This window comes from Marinobacter profundi, assembly GCF_002744715.1.
Taxonomy (GTDB): domain Bacteria; phylum Pseudomonadota; class Gammaproteobacteria; order Pseudomonadales; family Oleiphilaceae; genus Marinobacter; species Marinobacter profundi.
In genome coordinates this window covers 1-22,050 of record NZ_KZ319370.1, presented here as the reverse complement: position 1 = coordinate 22,050, position 22,050 = coordinate 1, and the positions used below count along the sequence as shown (strand labels likewise).

Below are 22,050 nucleotides of genomic sequence, written 5' to 3'. Positions count from 1 at the left end.
GGCCCGCGTTCTGCCACTCAGCGGCTGTCAAACCGCTCCAGAGACCGGGCCAGGGTGGCGTGGGAAAGTTCGCCCATGTGGCTGTCCACCAGCTGGCCCCGGGCATTGTAGAACAGGGTGGTGGGCAGGCCCTGGCTGCCACTGACCCGGCCAAGGGCACCGCTGCGGTCACTGAGCACGTGGTCAAGCGTCAGGCTGTGGCTGGCGAGAAAACTCCGGATGGTATCCGGGTGCTCACCCTGATTGGCAAATACAAAGGCGACCTCCGGGTAGCGTTGCTGGGCTTCTTCCAGTACGGGCATTTCGCGGATGCAGGGCGGGCACCAGGAAGCCCACAGGTTTACCACCATTGGCTGGCCGGCGGCCACCCCTGCCAGGCTGGTGGGCTGACCGTCCAGAGTGGCCAGAGGGGTGTCGGGCAGGCTCTGGGCCTGGCTTTCAATCAGCCCGATCAGGCCGCTGACCGAACCCCAGGTGATCAGGCCTGCCGCCATGGCGAAGGCCAGTGGACGACGCAGCGGTCGGCGCCGCCGCCACAGGTAGCCGGCAAACACCAGGGCGGCGGTGAGGCCGCTCAGGACGTCGAAGCCGCCGTCGCGAATATCCAGCACGCCCAGCCAGTTGTCCTGGTAATGTTCGAAGTAGCGGATTACAAAGCCGATTCGGGCACAGACCATGGCCACCAGGAAAATATCCGCCAGACTGCCGGCAACCGGTACGCCTTCCTTGCGCCCGTTTACCGCGCCGACCACCAGGGCGACGATGAACGCCAGCATCAGGATCAGATGTCCCAGGGACAGGCCTAATGGCCCGAGGCTTACACTCAGCATGGTTGCTCCGTTGGTGATTCCGTTGGTTGCTTGCAGATCGGCGCAGGCGGCCAGGCCGGATGTGACCGTGCGGGCCGCGGGGAGTTCCTTCGGGGCGCCGGATAAAAACCGGCTAATTAAAATCACTTATGGCTATTTCCCGATGGCTCTGTTAACTTGCCCGCATCCTGCCTCTAAGGATTCCCGCAGTTCCCGGCTTGAAGCCGCCTTGCGAACCATCCGATACGACCTGTCAGAGGACGTCACCCCGCACAGCGGCGGTTGACCGTAGTCGTCTATATTTCCACGCGTTATTGAAAACGTTGTGGCTTCTGCCCCCGCCGCCTGATGGTGTGTCGTGATGGCAGAATTATCAAGAGTTGATCCTATATGAGTTTTTCTTCACTCGGTTTGTCCGAGCAGCTGGTTCGTGCCACCACCGACCAGGGTTATGAAACCCCTTCGCCCATCCAGGCCCAGGCAATTCCTGCGGTGCTGTCTGGCAAAGACGTGATGGCTGCCGCCCAGACCGGCACCGGCAAGACCGCCGGCTTTACCCTGCCGCTGTTGCAGCGGCTGGCCGCCAACCCCAGCACTGGCAAGGGCCCCCGGGCGCTGATTCTGACGCCTACCCGTGAGCTGGCGGCCCAGGTTCATGGCAGTGTGGCGCTGTACAGCAAGTACATGCCGACCAAGTCCGCCGTGGTATTCGGTGGTGTCAAAATCAATCCGCAGATGATGAAGCTGCGCAAGGGCCTGGACGTGCTGGTGGCAACACCGGGACGTCTGATGGACCTGTACCAGCAGAATGCGGTGCGCTTCAACGAAGTGGAAATCCTGGTGCTGGATGAAGCCGACCGGATGCTGGACATGGGCTTCATCCGCGACATCCGCAAGATCCTTGCGCTGCTGCCGGCTAAACGCCAGAACCTGCTGTTCTCCGCGACCTTCTCCAACGAGATCCGTACCCTGGCCCAGGGACTGCTGAACGACCCGGTACAGGTTGAAGTTGCGGCACGGAACACCACGGCCGAGAAGGTGAAACAGTCGGTTTACCCCGTTGACCAGAGCCAGAAGACCGCGTTGCTGAGCAAACTGGTCCGTGACAATGGCTGGGAACAGGTGCTGGTGTTTACCCGCACCAAGCATGGCGCCAACCGCCTGACCCAGAAGCTGGAAAAAGACGGTATCACCGCGGCGGCAATCCACGGCAACAAGTCCCAGGGTGCCCGTACCCGAGCCCTGGCCGAGTTCAAGCAGGGCGATATCCGCGTGCTGGTCGCCACCGATATTGCTGCCCGTGGGCTTGATATCAAACAGCTGCCCCAGGTGGTGAATTTCGAGCTGCCCAACGTACCGGAAGACTATGTCCACCGTATCGGCCGTACCGGCCGGGCCGGTGAGAGCGGCCACGCCCTGTCGCTGGTCAGTGCCGACGAAGGCAAGCTGCTGGCCGGCATCGAGAAGCTGATCAAGAAGCAGCTGCCGCGCAAGGAAGTGGAAGGCTTTGAGCCGAAAAACAACCTGCCGCTGAAACCGAAAGCCAAGGCGGACCCCAGCCGTGCCCGCAATCGCAATGGCAATGGCGGTGCCAGTGGCAAGCCCGGTGGCAATGGCCGGAGCTTCGGCGGTAACTCCGCTGGTCGCAGCGAGGGCCGCGGCCGTAGCGGTGGCGGCGGTCAGCGGGGCCGGTCGGCACAGCGCCCGAGCGCCTGACCCTTCCGGCAAGCCTTTACAAAGCGGAGCAATTGCTCCGCTTTGTTGTTTCTGGCCCCTGACTTTGGCGGGGGGAATGCTCTAGTATCGATCACTGGACTCCGGCACAAGGCGCAATAGCCCATCCATGGCTTCCGATACCACCGCAAAACACGAGCTGGGGCTGGTCATGCCCCATCGCCTGTTCAGGGATCGCCAGTTTGTACTGGCCTTGCTGGCCGGCTGTGGCATCAGTCTGCTGGTGGCAGCGCTGTCGGTTGCGGGACCCTCCGCCGTCAGCCTGACGCCGGTCCAGGCCGTTTCCCTCGTGCTCTGGTACCCCGTGCTGGAAGAACTGCTGTTCCGCGGTGCGCTTCAAGGGTATCTCACTACCACGGCTGTCGGTCGGCGGGTGCTGGCGGGCCTGTCCCTCAGTAACCTGGTGACGACCGCATTGTTCACGCTGTTGCACCTGGTGTACCGGTCTGATGTGCTGGCCTGGCTGGTGTTTTTCCCCGGCCTGGTATTCGGTTATTTCCGTGACCGCCACGGGTCCATTGTCGGCCCCATGATCCTCCATGCTGCCTATAACGCCTGCCTGATTCCCGGCTGGTACCTGTTTTCCTGACCGGCAATCGCAGACTCCGAACCCGCTGTTGGGGGCACGGTTGCATCGGGAGGGCAAAGACCGCTGGCCAGGGTTCGCTTTGTACACTTTACTTGGGGGAGGATCGCAAGGTCAGAGAGTACCATCATGACGAATTCGGGTTCCAGCCGGGCTGGGCTGTCATTAATCGCCGTAATGGCTATCGTTATGCTGGCTGCCTGCAGTGACAGCGATGGCACGGTGGTGCCGGACGACGGCGCGGATGCCGGCGACGGTGCCTTACTGCCTTCCCTCACCACCCAGATCGAGCACTGGGCGCAGACCGGGGTCTTCCTGGCGGCCGCTGATTGTGGCCAGTGCCACACCGCCAGCCGGCCCGGCGATGAGCCGGCGGTCATGCGCATGCCGGATCCGCTGATATCGGAGAACCAGCCCGCCGCGGACGGCGCCGACATCAGTCCGTTCTATGACTGGAAAAGCAGCGTCATGGCCAACGCCTTCACGGACCCCTACTACCGGGCGGTGGTGAAGCATGAGACCGAAGTATTTCCTCATCTGGCCGGTTTCATCGAGGATACCTGCCTGACTTGTCATAGCCCCATGGCCCGCACCCACGCCCATCAGACCGGGGTGAGCCTGGTGCAGGATGAGTCCTGTCTGCTGGAGGACGGCTGCTACCGGGCTGACCAGGCGATGATCGATCCCCATGCCCGGGAGGGCGTCAGTTGTACCGCCTGCCACCAGATTACCGATTCTGTGCTGTCCGGTGAGGTGAACTCGGGCAATTTTGACATAGTCGCGGCCGACCAACCGGGCGCGTTTACCATCTACGGGCCTTATCAGGCTCCGGTGGGCCAGGCGATGCAGAATCTGGTTGGCTACACGCCGACGTTCGGGCTGCACATGGCGGACTCCCGCCACTGCGCCAGCTGTCATGAGCTGTTCACCCCGACGCTGGATATGGTGACCGATCTGCCGAATGGCGAGCAGTTCCCCGAGCAGACCCCCTATGCGGAATGGGAACACAGCGACCTCGGGCCCCAGGGTAGCGGTGTGTCCTGTCAGCAATGCCACATGGCGCGGGAGGGAATCAGCGCAGATTACCAGACCCGGATTGCGGTGACGGCCAACGGCACTGTGAACCAGAACTGGCCGGAACGCAGCCCTTACTTCCCCCATGTAATGATCGGCGGTAACACCTGGCTGCTGGACACCCTGGAAATTTTCCGCGAGGAATTGGGGCGGGGTGAAATTAACCAGGCCGGTGAGTTTGCCGCCACCGCCAGGCTGACGAGGGAATTCCTCAGAACCGCTGCGGAGCTGTTGCCGGCGAACCCGGTCCGGTCCACGGAGGAACTGGCCTTTGACCTGACCATTCGCAACAACACCGGTCACAAGCTGCCCACCAGCTTCCCGTCCCGCCGGATCTGGGTAGCGACCCGGGTAACCGACGGCAATGACCAGGTGGTCTTCGACAGCGGTTTCCCCGATGCAAATTACCATTTGACGGTGGACGCCGGGTTTACCGCCGCCGACTGCATGACCATTAAAAAACCGGCGGCTTTTGACTCCGCCGGCTGCTTCCAGGGTCATATCCGGCAGGTTACGGCGCCGGAAGATATTCCGATCTACGAAGTGGTACTGGGTTCGACCACCGACGCCATTACCCATGTCCTGCTGTATGCATCGGCCGCGCTCAAGGATAACCGGATTCCGCCCAGGGGCTTTGACAGCACCGTGGTACCGGACTATGTCATGCCGGTGGGTGTCGCCGGGGATGCCGATTTCAACCTGGCTAACGCCGGCGAAGATACCATTGCCTACCGCCTGCCGTTGCCCGCCACTGCGGTGGCGCCGTTCCGCGTCGAAGCCACACTCTATTACCAGGGTATTCGCCCCACCTTCGTCAAGGCAGCACATGGCGAGCATCCCTGGATCCGTGAATTCGAGGGCATCGTCAGCGTCAATCCGCCGCGGGCGGAGGTTATGGCATCGGTGAACTTCCTGGTCGAGTAGGGCCGCCGGGCAGGGTGCAACGACGAGATTTCGGGGCGGGCTTTTCAGCCGGACAAAAAAAGGCGGAGCCCGAAGGCTCCGCACAGGAGAACGCACCGGTCGGGAGCCCACAGACCAGAAGGCTCCCGGCTGGCACGGGCATCAGAACTTGTAGCTGAGCGCGACCATGTAAACCCAGGGGTCGATATCCACATCCACCTTGGCAGTGGCAACTTTGGTGCCTGCCGCATCATAGGCGCCGATGGTGGCTTCGGTGTCGATGTCCGCCCACCAGACCGCGGCGTTGATACCGATGTTCTCGGTCAGCATGTAATCCACACCTGCTTCCACGGCAATGCCGAAGCTGTCGTCCAGCTCGATGTCGGTAGAGGCTGCGCCAACCGCGTCGGTCAATGTCTGGGTGGTCTTCTCTTCAAAGAAGGTGGTGTAGTTGAAGCCGATACCGGCATAAGGCTGCAGCTTGCTGCCCGCCGCCAGCGGGAAGAACTGGAAGGTGATGCTCGGCGGCAGATGGCGGGTTTCGGCCAGCTTGCCTGCGCCGGAGATCGCCGCGTCGCCTTCGATGTCATGCTTGAACGGGGTGGCGCCCAGAATACCGATGCCCACGAAATCCGTCAGCATGTAGGTGGCGGTAATGCCCAGCTGGGTATCATCTTCAACATCGACCTGCCAGCCATCCAGTTCGGCACCGCCCACGCTGACGTTGCTGCTGGAGGCATCCGGCTGCACGGTGACGGCACCGGCACGAAGGATAAAGTCACCCGGCTCATAGGCCTGGGCAATCGGGGCGGCCAGTACGGCGGCGGCCAGAACACTGAGTTTGAACATACGGGACATGGCAATCTCCTTGCACCTGAATCATTGATGACCGTCAGGTTAAACCTCGGGGAGATTTGAAACTTGATATAACGCAAGAAAGGAGAGGTCGGGTCGTGAATCCGGTTGTCGGTTTGACCCAGCTCAAAAAACGGCGCGCTGCAGGGTAATTCCGGCTTGTCAGCGGGCCTGCTTTTGTCGTTTTGACGCGGGCTCGTCCTCGCCAACCGCATCGCCCAGCGTGACATCCCTCACGGTCAGCGGTTTGCCGTCGGCATCGGTTACCTGCATCTGCTGCACCGGGCGGCCGCTGGCGCGATCCCGTAGATCCAGTGGCGCGCGGTCGGGGCAGGGGTTCCATTTGTCCCCCCACTGGCGCAGGGCAATCACTACCGGGAACAGGTCGCGACCCTTGTCGGTGAGGCGGTACTCGAAGCGGGAGCCGTGCTCGCCCACGTCGACCTTTTTCAGCACCTCGTTGTCCACCAGCCGTGCCAGCCGGTCACACAGGATGTTGCGGGCAATACCGAGCTCCTGCTGAAAGTCCACGAAACGGCGGGTGCCGTACATGGCCTGCAGCACAATCAGCAGCGACCACCAGTCCCCCACTTCATTGAGGGCGCGGGCGACGGAACAGCTGGAGTCATCAAAACGTTTTCTGGCCATGGCTTGCAGTGTACCCAATAGGGTTGCATTTTAAAACCAGATTGAATAGGGTTGCTTAACGAAACCAAATTGATGAGGTTGTTTTTCACCATGTCCATGAATCTTGGCCCCTTGTTCGAACCGTTTGAGATCCACAACCTGACGCTGCGCAACCGCGTCGCCATGGCGCCGATGACCCGCAACTTTTCACCGCAAGGCGTGCCCGGCGATAACGTGGTGGACTACTACCGCCGCCGGGCCGAGGGTGGCGTGGGCCTGCTGATTACCGAAGGTACTTATGTTAACCATCCCGCCGCCAACGGTTATCCCAACGTGCCGGCCTTCTTTGGCGATGAAGCCCTGGCCGGCTGGAAGCGGGTGGTGGATGCGGTGCATGAAGCCGGCGGTGCGATTTTCCCGCAGCTGTGGCATGTGGGAGCGGTCCGCAAGGAGGGCACCGAGCCCGATCCGTCAGTACCAGGGTACAGTCCGTCCGGTCTGTTTGCGCCCGGCAAGTCCAATGGCAAGGCCATGTCCCTGGAAGACATCCGCGATGTGATCAAAGCCTTTGGCGACGCCGCCCAGGACGCCAGGGCGCTGGGTTTTGACGGTGTCGAAATCCACGGTGCCCATGGCTATCTGTTGGACCAGTTCCTTTGGGAGGGTACCAACCAGCGCGAGGATGAGTACGGCGGTAGCCTGGAAAAACGCCTGCGCTTCGTGGTGGAAATTGTTGAGGAAGTTCGTCACCGGGTCGGCCCGGACTTCCCCATCATGCTGCGGTTCTCCCAGTGGAAGCAGCAGGATTACGAGGCGAAACTGGTCAACAGCCCGCAAGAGCTGGAGCGATTCCTCAAGCCACTGGTAGAAGCGGGCGTGGATATTTTCCATGCTTCCACCCGTCGCTTCTGGGAGCCGGAATTCGAAGGCTCCAGCCTGAACCTGGCCGGCTGGACCCAGAAGTTGTCCGGCAAGCCGGCGATGTCGGTGGGCAGCGTGGGTCTGACCGAAGACTTTATCAGCGGTACCTTTGCCAGCAAGCAGGACGCGGTGGCGCAGTCCGGCATTGACGAGCTGGTGGAGCGGATGAACAACCACGAGTTCGAGCTGATTGCTGTGGGCCGGGCCCTGCTGCAGGACCCGCAATGGCTGCTCAAGGTGAAGGAAGGTCGGATCAGCGAGGTGGCGCCGTTCGCCAATAAAGCGCTGACCGAGCTGTACTGATCCAGCCGTGAAGTGCCTGTGCCGCAGCGCTCTGAAGCCTGCAGCACGGCTTTACGCCCGCAAGCCGCTGACCATTTTGTCGATGCTGTCTTTGGCGTCGCCAAACAGCATGCGGGCGTTGTCCTTGAAGAACAACGGGTTTTCCACTCCGGAGTAACCCGTTGCCATACCCCGCTTCAGCACCACCACCTGGCGGGCCTTCCAGACTTCGAGCACCGGCATGCCGGCAATCGGGCTGCCAGGATCCTCTGCGGCTGCCGGGTTGACGGTATCGTTGGCACCGATCACCAGCACCACGTCGGTTTCCGGAAAATCCCCGTTGATCTCGTCCATTTCCAGCACGATGTCATAGGGCACGTGGGCCTCCGCCAGCAGCACGTTCATGTGCCCGGGCAGGCGTCCGGCGACCGGATGGATACCGAAGCGGACATTCACCCCGCGCTCCCGCAGCAGCCGGGTCAGGTCACTGACCCCGCTCTGGGCCTGGGCCACCGCCATGCCATAGCCCGGCACAATGATCACCGACTCGGCATTGCGCAGTTCCTCGCACACCTCGTCACTACTGGTTTCCTGGACCGACTGGTCAGCACCGGCGACCGCAGCGCTACTGGTGGTCTGGCCGAAACCGCCAAGGATCACGCTGATGAACGAGCGGTTCATGGCCTTGCACATGATGTAACTGAGGATGGCGCCGCTGCTGCCGACCAGGGCGCCGGTGACGATCAGCAGGTCATTGCCCAGCATGAAGCCGATGGAGGCGGCCGCCCAGCCGGAGTAGCTGTTCAGCATGGAGACCACCACCGGCATGTCGGCACCGCCGATGGCCATGATCAGGTGAATACCGAGGGCGGCGGCAATGACCGTCATCAGCACCAGGGCGAGCAGGCCAAGGGCCAGGCTGTCGGTGCCGAGGAACCAGCCGCCCAGTATGACCGAGACAACGACGGCCGCCAGGTTCATTACATGCCGGCCGGGCAGGGTCAGGGCCTTGCTGTCGATGCGGCCATCCAGTTTGCCGCAGGCCACCAGCGAGCCGGTAAACGTGACGGCACCGATAAAGATGCCGACATACACCTCCACCAGTTTGATGGTGTGCTCGGTGCCGGTGGTGCTGGTCAGCGGCTCAAGGTAGCCGGCGAAGCCCACCAGCACCGCCGCCAGGCCCACAAAGCTGTGCAGCAGTGCCACCAGTTGCGGCATCTGGGTCATTTCAACCTTGTTGGCGATGGCGATTCCGATGCTGGCACCTGCCAGCACAGCGATGACGATGGCGGTGATGCCCTCATCGCTGACGCTGGCCAGGGTGGCCGCCAGGGCGAGAATGATGCCGGCAACCCCGTAGAGATTGCCGCGGCGAGCCGACTCCTGATGGCTGAGTCCGCCCAGGCTGAGGATGAACAACACGCTGGCCACCACATAGGCCACACTGACGAGTCCGGTACTCATGGCGGGCGCCTCCTACTTGCGGAACATTCTGAGCATGCGATGGGTGACCCGGAAGCCGCCCCCCACGTTGATGCTGGCGATCAGCACCGCGACAAAGGCCATGATGCCGACCGCAATGCTCTCTGCCCGGGCCAGGTGCAGCATGGCGCCGATCACAATGATGCCGCTGATGGCGTTGGTCACGCTCATCAGCGGGGTATGCAGGGAGGCAGTGACATTCCAGATAACTTGCCAGCCGATGAAACAGGCCAATACAAATACCGTGAAGTGGCGCAGGAAGCTTTCCGGCGCATGAGCGCCAACGGCATAGAGCGCGGCCACGGTGGCCACCAGCAGCGCCCCCTTGCCAATCAGGCTGCGGCGCTCGGATTGCCGCCGCGCTGCCGCCTGCTGTTCGGCGGAGGGTTCCTCGGTGCCGGGCGCGGGTTTGGGGCTCACCGGCGCCTGCGGCTGTGGTGGTGGCCAGGTTACGTCGTGGCCCAGCACCACCGTCAGGCCGCGGATAACGTCGTCATCCATATTCACCGCGGGCTGGCCGTTCTTGTCCGGGGTCAGCTCGGTCAGTAAATGGAACAGGTTGGTGGCGTACAGATCGCTGGCAACCTTGGCCATGCGGCTGGGCAGGTCGGTATAGCCAATCAGCGTGACGCCATGCTGTTCGACAACTTTGCCCGGTTCGGTCAGCTCACAGTTGCCGCCGCGCTCGGAGGCGAGGTCGACAATCACGCTCCCCGGCTTCATCGATTTCACCATGTCTGCGGTGATCAGCTTGGGTGCGGGTTTGCCCGGAATCAGCGCGGTGGTGATGATGATGTCGACCTCCCTGGCCTGTTCGGCAAACAGTGCCATTTCCGCCTTGATGAACTCGTCGCTCATCTGTTTGGCGTAACCACCGCTGCCGCTGCCGTCTTCATCCCCGAAATCCAGCTGGAGGAATTCCGCGCCCATGCTTTCAATCTGTTCTTTCACTTCCAGCCGGGTGTCAAATGCCCGCACCACCGCTCCCATACTGTTCGCCGCTCCCACGGCGGCGAGCCCGGCCACCCCGGCACCGATCACCATGACCTTGGCCGGCGGTACCTTGCCGGCGGCGGTGACCTGCCCGGTAAAGAAGCGGCCGAAGCGATTGGCCGCCTCAATCACGGCACGATAACCGGCGATGTTGGCCATGGCGCTGAGGGCGTCCATTTTCTGGGCGCGACTGATGCGGGGCAGGCTGTCAATGGCAAAGCTGGTGATGTTGCGGGCCGCCAGTTTCTGCAGCAGTTCGGGATTCTGCGCCGGCCAGATGTAGCTGACGAGGAACGCACCCGGTTTCATCAGGTCGGCCTCGTGCTTGCCCAGGGCGGGATTATCCATCGGCGCCCGCACCTTCAGGATGAAGTCCGCTTCGCTCCACAATGCGCGGGTATCGACGGCGACCGCTGCACCCACTGCCTCGTAGGCCTCATCGCGGTAATGGGCCGCCTCACCGGCCCCGGCTTCGACAACCACGTCGTAACCCAGGGCGATCAGCTTGTGCACGGACGGCGGCGTTGCCGCAACCCGCCGCTCGTCTGGAAAAATCTCTTTCGGGATACCAAGTTTCATGATGCAGGCGACCTCCGGGAGAACCGATGAATCTGATGCCTGCTATACAGATTAGTGCAACCTGAGAATCCTGCCTGTTGCGGCCGGGTGCTGCTGTGTCGCTAAACGAGCGTTGTGACCAGTTGCTCGAGCCGGGCGGGCGAAAGGTCATCCAGCAGCGCGCCGCGAAACTGGCGATTGATGAAGCGCTCGGTCTCCTGCTGAATGGACTCCCGCTGATGCGGCTTCTCGATGTAGTCCATGGCCCGGAACAGAATGTAGCGGATGGTCATCCGAGAGATCTCGTGAATCGTCTCTGCGGCCACGCCGGCGACCAGCCTGCGCTCGAGAATGTCCTCAGCCATTTCCCGGGCACTGGCATCCAGCTGGGCTTCCAGCGCCTGCCGAAGAACCGCGGACGGCCCGTGCAATTCCCGCACTGCCACCGTGGTGGCGGCCGGATTGGCCAGGAAGTAGTGGTAGACGAAAGCGACTGTTTCGTGGGAGGCCTGTTCGGAGGACGCGGCCATCTGCCGCAACTGCCGTACCCCGGCTTTCATGTCCTCGGCAATATAATCCAGTACCTGCAGGCCGAACTCATCGAGGTTTTTGAAGTGACGATAAAAGGTGTTCGGGTTGAGTCCGGCTTCACGGGCAAGTTCCCGCAGGCCCAGGGATGTCAGGCTGCGGGTTTCGGTGATCAGCCGTAGCGCGGCCTGCACCAGTTTCAGTTTTCCGCCGGTCATGAGGTTCATGGATCTCTCAGCTTCGGGGAAGGGCCGGGTGGGCAGGGCTTCCGAAAACCGCTGCGAGTACATCCATGTACGCTTGCTTTCCGCCATCCCTGGCTCCAAGCATTTTCGGAAGCCCTGCCCACCCGGCCCCGCCGGATTGGGCGCGGGGAGTCGGGACAGTCTGTTGTCTCCCGGGGCCAAACCGCCGGGATCTGAATTTCAGAAGTATACAAGTGTCTACCTGCGAATGTATACATGTGTCTACCCGGTCATGATGACCACACCGACAACAACAGCCAAGGCCGCCAAGGCCGACGCAGGAGCGTAACGATGACACAAACCGCACAGATCGCCATCATCGGCACGGGCTTCTCCGGCCTGGGAATGGGCATCAAACTGAAGGAAGCCGGCTACAACGATTTCGTCATTCTCGAACAGAGTGATGACGTGGGCGGCACCTGGCACGAGAACCACTACCCGGGATGCGCCTGCGACGTCCAGTCTGCGCTGTACTCTTTCTCCTTCGAACAGAACCCCGAGTGGAGCCGCATGTTCGCCCAGCAGAAGGAGATCAAGGCATACCTCCGGAGCTGTGCCGAAAAGTACGGCCTGATGGAACACATCCGCCTGAATACCCACGTGGCGGAGGCCCGCTATAACGAGAAGACCGCCAGCTGGACCGTGGAAACCTGTGACAGCCCCAAACTGTGGGCCTACAGGCAGAATAAAGGCCTCAAGCCCGGTGACCCCCTGGACCGTTCCGACCGTGACCTGCCGGCATTTACCACCCTGCGGGCGGACATCGTGGTGTCCGGTATGGGCGGCCTAAGCACCCCCGCCTACCCGGCCATCAACGGGCTTGAAACCTTCACCGGTAAAAGCTTTCACTCCCAGGACTGGGACCACAGCTACGACTTCAAGGGCAAGCGGGTAGCGGTAATCGGCACCGGCGCCTCGGCCATCCAGTTTGTGCCAGAGGTGGCGAAGGACGCTGGCCATCTGGACCTGTACCAGCGTACCCCGCCCTGGATCATGCCCAAGCCGGATCGCGCCATCCGCCCGCTGGAAAAAATGATGTTCCGCAAGTTCCCGCAAACCCTCAATGCCCTGCGTCAGAGCATCTACTGGATGCTGGAAGCCCGGGTGCTGGGATTTGTTGGTAACCCGCGCATCCTGAAACTCGGAGAACTCCAGGCCCGACGCCACATCCGCAGCCAGATCCGCGACAAGGAGCTGCGCAGGAAGGTCACGCCGGAGTTTCACTTTGGCTGCAAGCGGGTGCTGATTTCCAATAACTATTACCCGGCACTGGATCAGGACCATGTCGACGTTCTTACCGACGGTATCCGTGAGGTTCGGGGCGATGTGATTGTTGATGACCGTGGGGTTGAGCGGGCGGTGGACTGCATCATCTTCGGTACCGGCTTCAAGGCTCAGGAGCCCATCCCCCGAGGCATGGTGTTCGGCCGTGGTGGGCAGGACCTGCTGGATGCCTGGAAGGAGGGTGCCGAGGCTTATAAAGGCACCACCGTAGCGGGTTTTCCCAACTTCTTTATGATCATGGGACCCAACACCGGGCTCGGTCACAGCTCCATGGTGTATATGATTGAATCCCAGATCCAGTACATCCTGGACGCCTTGAACAAGATGAAAAAACACGACTGGACCAGCGTCGAAGTGAAGGCCGATGCGTTCAGCAAGTACAACGCCTCGATTCACGCCAAACTGGGTGATTCGGTGTGGCAGACCGGCTGCAAGAGCTGGTACGTCAATGAAAACGGCAAGAACACCACCTTGTGGCCGGGCTTCACTTGGCAGTTCCGCCAGCAGACCCGCAGTTTTGATGCCGCGCAGTACCTGTGTGAGAGCCGGGCAACCGTGGCGGAACCGGGTGAACCGGCGGTCGCCTGAGGCGGTCAGGCCGGGTGTTTGCTAACGGGCCTTAGGGCCCGTTTTTGCCTTGTTTTTTGTAAGTGAATGTAAATTTGTGAACTGTGCACGCTGGACGCCGGCTGCCCGTTCCTACAATGCGTCGCATTCATTTGCAGTAGTGCAGAGGGTTTGCACTTAAATCAGACAAGGAAGTTGTGATGTACAAGTTCGCATTCGGGCTGGCGTTCACCTGGGTTGTTGCCTCTTTTCTCTCTGCCGCACAGGCCCAGCCCTTCAGCGAAACCGACGACATCGTCCTCGGCCCGGACTTCTGTTCACTTTATCCTCTGACCATTTCCGACTCTCTGATAGCCTCTGCGGCGCCAGGGCAGACGTTCCAGCAGGTTGCGCTCGGCACCGGACAGGGCAACTACAGCTGGCTCTCGTGGCGCGGCGCCAACGACACCAATACCCTGGCGGCAGCGCTGGTGCCCCCCGGAACCAGTGGTTCCTACCGCAATCCCGATGATCCGACCGATGCCCGCCTCGATGTTGGTGACTTCGTCCAGGGAGCGCCGGGTGTCAATAACAGCCAGGCGGTCCGTACCGGACTTGCCGGCCTGCTTGGTCGCAACATCATCATCCCGGTGTGGGGCGAACTGGCGGGGCAGGGGGCCAACTTCAACTATGGCGTTGCCCGTTTTGCCGTCGTCCGACTGACTGATTTCGCCCTTAATGGCAAGGGTTATATCGATTTCACGTTCGAACGATTCACCCGGTGCTACAACCATCGCCCTGAAACCCTCAACAGCCGTGTGGAGACGCCGGAAGATACTCCGGTGGCGTTCGAGTTACAGGCCCTGGATGGCGATAACGACGCCCTCACCTATGAGCTTCTGGAGGCGCCACAACATGGCACCATCGAGGTATCGGGTAGCGAGGTGATTTATACGCCCCAAGCGGATTATTCCGGAAACGACCAGCTCCGGTTCCGGGTTCACGACGGGGAGCAGTTGTCCGGGCCGGCGGTAGTCTCGATCGAGGTGCTACCGGTGAATGATCCTCCGGTGGCCAGCGATATCGTCGCGGAAACCGAGGGCGGAGATCCGGTTGCCATCACCCTGGTCGGTTCTGATATTGACAGTGAGACGCTGTCGTTCAGCCTGGTCAATGAACCTGTTCACGGCACCTTTTCCGGCACCGCACCCCATCTTGTCTATACTCCGGAGCCCTGGTTCGAGGGCCAGGAAGTTCTGACCTACCAGGTTTCTGATGGCGAATTACACGCGACCGCAACCATCACCATCAATGTCATCCAGCCAAACCTGCCGCCGGTCATAACCAGTCTCCCCATCGTGGCAACGCCGGAACAGCAGTTGTACAGCTATCCGGTTGTGGCTGAGGATCCCAACCAGGATGTTCTGGTCCACAACCTCGACCGAGGGCCGGAAGGAATGGCAATGGATCCGGCCAGCGGCATCATCCGCTGGCTGCCGCCCGAGTTGTTCACCCAGTCCGTACCCTCGTTCAACCAGCAGTGTTATGTGGTGCCGACCGGGAATGTGAAGGTCTACGAAGAGGGCGATGGCGGCAGTGGCATTGCGTACATTGCGCCCCTGTTCAATCGTGTCCGAACAGCGATTGCGGACGCCAGCCGTTATGTTGCTCCCCAGGCAATTGCCTGGCACAAGCAGAACCAGTGTCTTGGCTGTCATATTCAGACCCAGAGCCTGCTGGGCATCGAGTCGTCGAAGGACAAGGCCGAGGTGGACGAGGAAGCGGCGGAATACCTGCTGGCTGAAATCCTGTCCTCCCAGCTCGGGGACGGCTCGATTCGTCGCTCCCACCCCGGTTATGCCAAAAACCAGACGGCCTTTGCGCTCTGGGCACTGAATGCCGTGCCGGAACGCGAGCGCACCTTCCAGGTCCGGCAGAACGGGCTCAGGTTCTTCCTTGATCGGGTAGCCACCAGTGGCAACCGCGCATACTGGACGACAGACCACAGCAGTGGCTGGTTACGGGAGCCACTGAGTATGACTGCCCTGGTGGGGCAGGCGGCGGCCGGTTATCTGAATGATCTGGAAGCGCTCGACAGCCCGACCGCGGAGCAACTGACCCTTGCGGACAGCTACCGGCTACTGATGCCGGCGATGGCCGAGTATCTGCTGGCGGGTCTGGATAACAATGAAGCCGATACTTTCAAGCGGGTCTTCCGGCTGGTGGGCCTCGCCGAAATCGCCCCCTATGTGGACAGCGACGATCTGCAGTCCCGGATTACGGATGCGGTGCAGTTGCTGGATCAGCAGTTGCGCCAGCGTCAACGCGAGGATGGTGGCTGGGCGATCACTGCTGGCGGAACCCGAAGTGACCCGCTGGCAGCCGCCTGGGTGGGGCTGGCGCTGAACTACCAGAATCCGGAACTGACGGATCCGGCGGTGCTTGCCAACATCGAGTACCTGCTGGACAGTCAGCAGGCGGGTGGTACCTGGCTGACCACCAGTGGCCTGTTCGGTACCCGGCTGGCAACCACCAGCCTGGTCATGGCCTACCTGCCGGTGGCCCTTGACCACCTGGGTAACCCGGATGTCCGTCTTGGCCACGTGACCCTGACCGGAGGCCGCGATGGCACCCACCAGCTCAGCGTGGAACTGACCAACCGGGGGCTGGCTGACATCCGGGTACCCCTGGACCTGGCGTTTTTCGCAGGCCTTGGGGACGAGCCTGTCTATCTCGGCTCGACCCAGGTAGCCAGCCTGCTGAGCGGCGCGCGCAGCCAGCCGTCCATCCTGGTGGCTGACGAGGCGCTGACCGACGATATCACCGTTGTGCTTACCGCCAATCCGGCGGTTGCAGAATGTGAAATCAACAACAACATCACCCGTGCGGCGCTGATACGCCATCGCGTCGCCGACCCCGATGGCCTCAGTGATACCCAGCTCTATGTGCTGAATGTGGAGGACGTCAACGAAGCGCCGGTCATCGCCAGTGAGCCACAGACGGAGCTGGAAGGTGGACAGTCATTCAACTACCAGGTTCAGGTATCCGACACGGACGTGGGAGACGCCCATATCTTCACCCTGGTGTCCGGCCCGGACGGGTTGTACGTGGATGAACGAACCGGCCGCTTCACGTCCGCTCCCGGCGGCGTCGCCCCTGGCGAGTATGAGGTTGTGGTACTTGTCACCGACCTCCGTGGTGCGACCACAGAGCAGACCTTCACCCTGGTCATCCATGAAAACCTGCCACCGCAGATCGTAACGCCCATCGTTGCAGCCGGCGACGAAGCATCCGGCTACCGCTACGACATCGACGCACAGGACCCCAATCAGGGCGATGAGCTGGCTTTTGGTCTCGAGCTTGCGCCCCCGGGAATGGAGATTGTGCGGGAGAGTGGGGTGATTGAGTGGCGGGCCACCCCGAAATGGGTGGATAACCGATCCGACACGAACGCCCTGTGCATAGGTGAGCCAGATCGGAATCTGGGCGCTCTCGAGCCAATTGAGAAATGGCGCTGGACCGCGACCGGCTTACCTGCGTCCAGCTATAACCAGGTTATGCATGCACCGATTGCGGTGCCCCTCTTCGACACTAACGGTGATGGCACGGTTAATACCCAGGATGATATTGCCATTATCTTCCAGACCTTCCGAAACTCTTATTACAACAATCCGGGCTACCTGAGGGCCGTCTGGGCAAAGTCGGGAGAACATATCTGGACTTCCTCCTCGGCTTCCATTTTGCCGGTCAGCTCCCCGGCGGCTGCCGATATTGATGGCGATGGCAATGTCGAGATCATCACTGGTCGGTATGGCGGTGGCCTCATCGTGTTTTCCCATGATGGCAGTATCAAGTGGGAGTCGAGTTACCGGGTTGATGTCCGCTGGGGCGGGCCCACAATTGCCGATCTGGACGGTGACGCTGTACCGGAAATCATCGTAGGCAACACCGTGTTCGATAATGTGGGCCAGGTACTCTGGCGCGGGGCCGGAGCCGCTGGTGGTAATGGCGTGGGCCCGCTGTCGTTTGCTGCTGACATCGATAATGACGGATTCCAGGAAGTCATCGCGGGTGGCACGGTCTACCGTCACGACGGTCAGATAATGTTTAACCGCGGAGATGGCTTTGCCGCTGTTGGTGACTTTGATGAGAACGGGACACCGGAACTGGCGGTTGTGCACAGTGGTCGCGTCAGTCTCTACCGTAATGATGGTTCGGTCGTCTGGAGTGGGAAGGATATACCGGGTGGCGGCGTCGGTGGGCCCCCCACCGTTGCTGATATGACGGGCGATGGCATTCCGGAAATCGGGGTGGCGGGAGCCAATGCCTATGTGGTGTTCGACGCCAATGGAGACATCGTCTGGCAGTCCGCCACGCGTGATCGATCCTCCAACAAAACCGGGTCTTCGGTCTTTGATTTCAACGGGGATGGACGTGCGGAAGTCGTTTATGCCGATGAGTATTTCTTCCGGGTTTATGACGGCCCTACGGGGGAAATTGTCTACGAAGTGGAAAATACCAGTGGAACCACCCATGAACTGCCGGTGGTTGCGGACGTAGACAACGACGGCCATGCCGAAGTTGTGGTCATTGCCAATAACTACAGTCGTGGTGCATTTGCGGGCATTCGAGTTTTTGAGGATGCCAGCGACTCCTGGGCACCCACCCGTTCCATCTGGAACCAGCACGCCTACAACATCAATAACATCAACGATGATATGTCGGTGCCGGCGCGTCCGGTGGCCAGCTGGCTTACCCACAACTCCTTCCGTCTCAATACGTTCCCGGATCGCGACGCGCTGGCACTGCCCGATGTGACAGTCACCGGCATCGCCTACGACGCGGCTGCCAGCACGGTCTCTGTTCAGGTCCTGAACCGGGGGCTGGCTCCGCTGGCGGGGCCGTTAACCGTGCGGTTCATGCACCAGCACGGCTGGACCGGGGAAACCGCCCTTGGCGAGGTCACCGTTTCCGGGTTGGCCGCCGGAGAGCAAACCCGGGCCAGCCTGGTGGTGGATGACGGAGTTATCACCGATACCATCAGGGCCGTTGTCTCACTGCCCGCTGCGGCTGCCGAGTGCGTCACCGACAACAATGAAACTCTGGCTGCCGTGGTGGAGGTCCGCGCCTACGACGAGGCCGGATTGTTCGATCGCCAGAAATTCGCTGTATCGATGGCGGACAGCAATGACGAGCCGACCTTCACCAGTGCAGCGTCCAGCACTGCGGTCGTTGGCCAGCCCTACGGTTTCGAGTTTGCCGTGGCCGATCCGGATCGCGGCGATGCCCATCGTTTTGAACTGGTTGACGCGCCAGCCGGCTTTGACCTCAATTCTCGTACTGGCAGGATCGTTGCCGAAGGACTTGGCGAAGGTCTGTATACCCTTCAGGTGCAGGCGACCGACCTCTCCGGCGCCGTCACCGAGCAGACGCATGTGGTAACGGTGACTCCCGCAGATAACCTGGCTCCGGTTTTCGAAACTGAAGCACCGGGAACTGTTGTCGGCGGCGAAACCTACCGGTACGACCCCGTCGCCACCGACCCCGATGGGGACGCAGTGGTTTACCTGCTGAGCCGGTCCCAGCCTGGCATGACCATTGACGGTGTCACCGGCAGCATTCGCTGGACGCCATCGCTGGATGCGTTGGGTGTTTACTCCGCTGAGGTTACTGCCCTGGATACCCGTGGGGCATCCAGCCGACAGTATTTCCTGATCGAGGTTGTCGACCCCCACAGTGGCAACCAGCCGCCGACCATCACCAGTACGCCGGGCGGGGCGGTTTATGCCGGCCAGCGATTCAGCTACCAGGTGACCGCCAATGATCCCGATGGCGATGACCTCAGCTATACGCTGATCACCTCCGAAGCGGGGATGGAGCTGACGGCTGCCGGACTGTTCAGCTGGCTACCCGCCATCGAGTGGATTGGCGACACCGCCATTGCCGAGATTGCCGTTTCCGATGGTCGCGGTGGTGAGGCGCGCCAGAAGCTTACTTTGCCGGTCAACGAAAGTGCCAACCATCCGCCACAGATCACCAGCCTGCCGGAAACCCAGGCACTTGCGGACGCTCTCTACAGCTATGCACTGACGGCCGTTGACAGCGACGGTGACAACTTCAGTTCCCGTCTGGAACGGGCGCCCAATGGCATGACCCTCAGTGGTGGACAGGTCAGCTGGACGCCGGCGCAGGCTCAGGCCGGGCAGGTTCACGATGTGGTTGTCCGGGTGACGGATGCCCGTGGCGCCGCGTCAACACAGAGTTTTGGCATTGCAGTGAATGTGCCGGCGGTGGCCAATGCGGCACCGGAAATCAGCAGCGTACCCACCTCGCCGGCGTTCGTCGGTGAGCAATACAGCTACGACGTGATCGCCCGGGATGCCGATGGCGACAGTCTTGGCTATACCCTCGAGACCGGGCCCGGAGGCATGGCGCTGAGTAGCAGCGGCCAGCTGCGCTGGACACCGACGGCAGAGCAGCAGGGCGATCATCGGGTTACCGTGCGGGTGTCAGACGGCTCGGCATGGGCAACCCAGAGCTATACGCTCACGGTGGTTGAGTTGACGGAGAACGCCTATCCCGAAATCACCAGCCGCCCGGCCTTTCAGACGGTAGTTGGTGAAACCTACCATTATCAGTTGGAGGCAACGGATGCCGATGGCGACGCCATCACCTTTGGTGCGATGGTTCAGCCTGACGGGATGACCGTTGACCCCTCGGGCCGCGTGAGCTGGATACCGACGGCGGATCAGATCGGTATTCACGAGATCTCCTACTATGCCGACGATGGCAAGGGGCGAACCCTGCAGAACACGACGCTCCGGGTACAGGATGAACCCTTGCCGCTGGCGGTAACCGTGCTGGTTACTCCGGACGCCGTGGACGCGGGTGGCACGGTCACTATCGATGTGTTCACCCAGGGTGGCACCGGCGAACTCGTCACCGCGGTCGACGTCGATGGGCAGCCGTTGCCGGTCAACCCCTACGGCCGCAGTTATTGGACCGCAACCGGTGTTGGCCGTCATACCGTGACCGCCAAAGTGACTGATCGGGACACCAGTGCGACCGGCGTTGCCTATGTCACGCTCCGGGATAGCAGTGATACCACTGCGCCGGTAGTGAGCCTGGAAGGACCGGAGAACGGTATTGTCGTTACTGCACCGACACCGGTCATCGCCACCATCGAGGATGATAATCTGGCCGCGTGGGAGGTGCTCATTACGCCGGCCGGCACGAGTGACTGGCAGGTGATTGCCGAGGGCAGCACCAACCAGCTGTCGGCTCCGGTCGCAACCTTCGACCCAAGTCTGCTGATGAATGGCCAATATGACCTGGCCGTCCTGGCACTGGATGTGAATGGTCTGTCCGCCTCGGCCATGATGTCCCTGCAGGTCGAGGGTGATCTCAAGGTTGGCAACTTCAGCATTACCCTGGAAGACCTGGCGATTCCGATGGCCGGTATCCCGATCCGGGTCACCCGGACCTACGATAGCCGTCGCAGGTTCGAGCAGCTGGACTTTGGCCATGGCTGGAGCGTTGGCTATCAGGACGCCAAAGTTGAGGAGTCCCGGACGTTGGGTAGTTACTGGACGGTGAACCAGTACAACCGCGGCCCGATGAACCTGATTGCCGACTTCTGCGTTGAGCCGCTGGGTGCGCCCGTCGTGACGGTTACCCTGCCCACGGGGGATGTCGAACGCTTCGAGGTGGGAGCATCGCCACGCTGTAACACCTATCAGGTCATCAAGGATGTCAGCCTGGTGTTCAATCCGGTGGGAGATACCCAGTCCACACTCAAGGCGCTGAACCAGAGCTCCGCCCGTTATGAGGGTGGAACACTGCTGGAGACAGGCTACTACTCCGGTCCGGTTGATCCGGATCGTTATGAGCTGACCACCCAGGCTGGCTACATTTATACCCTGAACCAGGATTTTGGCATCGAGAAGGTGGTCGACCCCAACGGTCACTCCCTGCGCTATACCAACGATGGCATTTTCCATTCCAGCGGCAAGGCCGTCACCTTCCAGCGTGACAGTCACGGCCGTATTCTGGCCCTCACCACCCCCGGGGGCGACCAGCTCACCTATCACTACAGCAGCGATGGGGACCTGGAGGCCAGTGCCGATGCCCTCGGGAATACCACCGCATACACCTACAACCGTAACCACGGCTTGCTGGACATCATCGACCCGCTCGGCCGCACCCTGGTCCGCAATATCTACGACGAGAGTGGCCGGCTGATCGCCCAGGAAGACAGCGATGGCAACCGCACGGACTTCAACCACGACGTTGAAGGCCGTCAGTCTGTGGTCACCGACCGTAATGGCAACACCACGCTGTACTACTACGATGACCGGGGTAACGTCACCACCAAGGTGGATGCGGCCGGCCATAGCTGGAATTACAGCTACGACGAGCGGGGCAACCAGCTCAGCCAGGTGGACCCGCTGGGCAACGTCACCACCGCCAGCTTCGATGAGCGCAACAACCAGCTCACCCAGACCGATGCCCTCGGCAACACGGTCGCGTTCACTTTCAACAGCCGTGGCCAGGAGCTGACCATTGCTGACGCCCGTGGCAACGTCTACCAGAACAGCTACGACAGCGTGGGTAACCTGCT

12 protein-coding genes are annotated in these 22,050 nt (G+C 61.4%); 6 read left to right on the top strand and 6 right to left on the bottom strand.

Annotation, left to right across the window (positions count from 1 at the left end; genetic code table 11):
- Positions 1–17: 17 nt before the first annotated feature.
- Positions 18–830, bottom strand: a complete 813-nt coding sequence (locus CLH61_RS08125; RefSeq protein ID WP_099614620.1) for a TlpA disulfide reductase family protein — start codon at positions 828–830, stop codon at positions 18–20.
- Between the two features lie 369 nt (positions 831–1,199).
- Here CLH61_RS08125 and CLH61_RS08120 point away from each other — a divergent pair, with 369 nt between their 5' ends.
- From CLH61_RS08120 to CLH61_RS08110, 3 genes are all read left to right on the top strand, one after another.
- Positions 1,200–2,525 (top strand): DEAD/DEAH box helicase, encoded by a 1,326-nt coding sequence (locus CLH61_RS08120; RefSeq protein WP_099614230.1) that lies wholly within the window; start codon positions 1,200–1,202, stop codon positions 2,523–2,525.
- Positions 2,526–2,652: 127 nt separating this feature from the next.
- Positions 2,653–3,132 carry a JDVT-CTERM system glutamic-type intramembrane protease MrtJ gene (mrtJ, locus tag CLH61_RS08115; RefSeq protein ID WP_099614229.1) on the top strand — a complete coding sequence of 160 codons (480 nt, stop codon included), beginning with the start codon at positions 2,653–2,655 and terminating at the stop codon, positions 3,130–3,132.
- Positions 3,133–3,258: 126 nt separating this feature from the next.
- Entirely contained in the window at positions 3,259–5,127 is a 1,869-nt protein-coding gene (locus tag CLH61_RS08110) for a hypothetical protein (RefSeq protein WP_143752126.1), read from the top strand.
- 141 nt (positions 5,128–5,268) lie between these two features.
- On the opposite strand, the gene CLH61_RS08105 is transcribed toward CLH61_RS08110, so the two are convergent.
- On the bottom strand, positions 5,269–5,964 hold the full coding sequence (locus tag CLH61_RS08105; protein ID WP_099614227.1) for an OmpW/AlkL family protein: 696 nt from the start codon (positions 5,962–5,964) through the stop codon (positions 5,269–5,271).
- A gap of 159 nt (positions 5,965–6,123) precedes the next feature.
- Positions 6,124–6,609, bottom strand: coding sequence for a winged helix-turn-helix transcriptional regulator (locus tag CLH61_RS08100; RefSeq protein WP_099614619.1), 486 nt, complete (start codon positions 6,607–6,609; stop codon positions 6,124–6,126).
- Between the two features lie 90 nt (positions 6,610–6,699).
- Here CLH61_RS08100 and CLH61_RS08095 point away from each other — a divergent pair, with 90 nt between their 5' ends.
- On the top strand, positions 6,700–7,812 hold the full coding sequence (locus tag CLH61_RS08095) for an NADH:flavin oxidoreductase (RefSeq protein ID WP_099614618.1): 1,113 nt from the start codon (positions 6,700–6,702) through the stop codon (positions 7,810–7,812).
- Between the two features lie 51 nt (positions 7,813–7,863).
- On the opposite strand, the gene pntB is transcribed toward CLH61_RS08095, so the two are convergent.
- The 3 genes from pntB to CLH61_RS08080 form a co-directional block, all read right to left on the bottom strand.
- On the bottom strand, positions 7,864–9,258 hold the full coding sequence (gene pntB / locus CLH61_RS08090) for a Re/Si-specific NAD(P)(+) transhydrogenase subunit beta (protein ID WP_099614226.1): 1,395 nt from the start codon (positions 9,256–9,258) through the stop codon (positions 7,864–7,866).
- Positions 9,259–9,270: 12 nt separating this feature from the next.
- Positions 9,271–10,848 (bottom strand): Re/Si-specific NAD(P)(+) transhydrogenase subunit alpha, encoded by a 1,578-nt coding sequence (locus tag CLH61_RS08085; RefSeq protein WP_099614225.1) that lies wholly within the window; start codon positions 10,846–10,848, stop codon positions 9,271–9,273.
- A 101-nt stretch (positions 10,849–10,949) separates the two neighbouring features.
- A complete protein-coding gene (locus CLH61_RS08080; RefSeq protein ID WP_099614617.1) occupies positions 10,950–11,582 on the bottom strand; it encodes a TetR family transcriptional regulator in 633 nt (210 codons plus the stop codon).
- Positions 11,583–11,891: 309 nt separating this feature from the next.
- On the opposite strand from CLH61_RS08080, the gene CLH61_RS08075 reads away from it, so the two are divergent.
- Together CLH61_RS08075 and CLH61_RS08070 are read left to right on the top strand one after the other, a co-directional pair.
- Complete coding sequence (locus CLH61_RS08075; RefSeq protein WP_099614224.1) at positions 11,892–13,472, top strand: flavin-containing monooxygenase; 1,581 nt, start codon at positions 11,892–11,894, stop codon at positions 13,470–13,472.
- A gap of 179 nt (positions 13,473–13,651) precedes the next feature.
- Positions 13,652–22,050: Ig-like domain-containing protein (locus CLH61_RS08070; protein WP_143752124.1), on the top strand; the 8,399-nt coding region annotated here is incomplete at its 3' end.

Excerpts from the sequence above, each read along its gene's own strand:
- CLH61_RS08125 (WP_099614620.1), bottom strand. The coding sequence starts at position 830 with ATGCTGAGTGTAAGCCTCGGGCCATTAGGCCTGTCCCTGGGACATCTG.
- CLH61_RS08120 (WP_099614230.1), top strand. The coding sequence starts at position 1,200 with ATGAGTTTTTCTTCACTCGGTTTGTCCGAGCAGCTGGTTCGTGCCACC.
- mrtJ (WP_099614229.1), top strand. The coding sequence starts at position 2,653 with ATGGCTTCCGATACCACCGCAAAACACGAGCTGGGGCTGGTCATGCCC.
- CLH61_RS08110 (WP_143752126.1), top strand. The coding sequence starts at position 3,259 with ATGACGAATTCGGGTTCCAGCCGGGCTGGGCTGTCATTAATCGCCGTA.
- CLH61_RS08105 (WP_099614227.1), bottom strand. The coding sequence starts at position 5,964 with ATGTCCCGTATGTTCAAACTCAGTGTTCTGGCCGCCGCCGTACTGGCC.
- CLH61_RS08100 (WP_099614619.1), bottom strand. The coding sequence starts at position 6,609 with ATGGCCAGAAAACGTTTTGATGACTCCAGCTGTTCCGTCGCCCGCGCC.
- CLH61_RS08095 (WP_099614618.1), top strand. The coding sequence starts at position 6,700 with ATGTCCATGAATCTTGGCCCCTTGTTCGAACCGTTTGAGATCCACAAC.
- pntB (WP_099614226.1), bottom strand. The coding sequence starts at position 9,258 with ATGAGTACCGGACTCGTCAGTGTGGCCTATGTGGTGGCCAGCGTGTTG.
- CLH61_RS08085 (WP_099614225.1), bottom strand. The coding sequence starts at position 10,848 with ATGAAACTTGGTATCCCGAAAGAGATTTTTCCAGACGAGCGGCGGGTT.
- CLH61_RS08080 (WP_099614617.1), bottom strand. The coding sequence starts at position 11,582 with ATGAACCTCATGACCGGCGGAAAACTGAAACTGGTGCAGGCCGCGCTA.
- CLH61_RS08075 (WP_099614224.1), top strand. The coding sequence starts at position 11,892 with ATGACACAAACCGCACAGATCGCCATCATCGGCACGGGCTTCTCCGGC.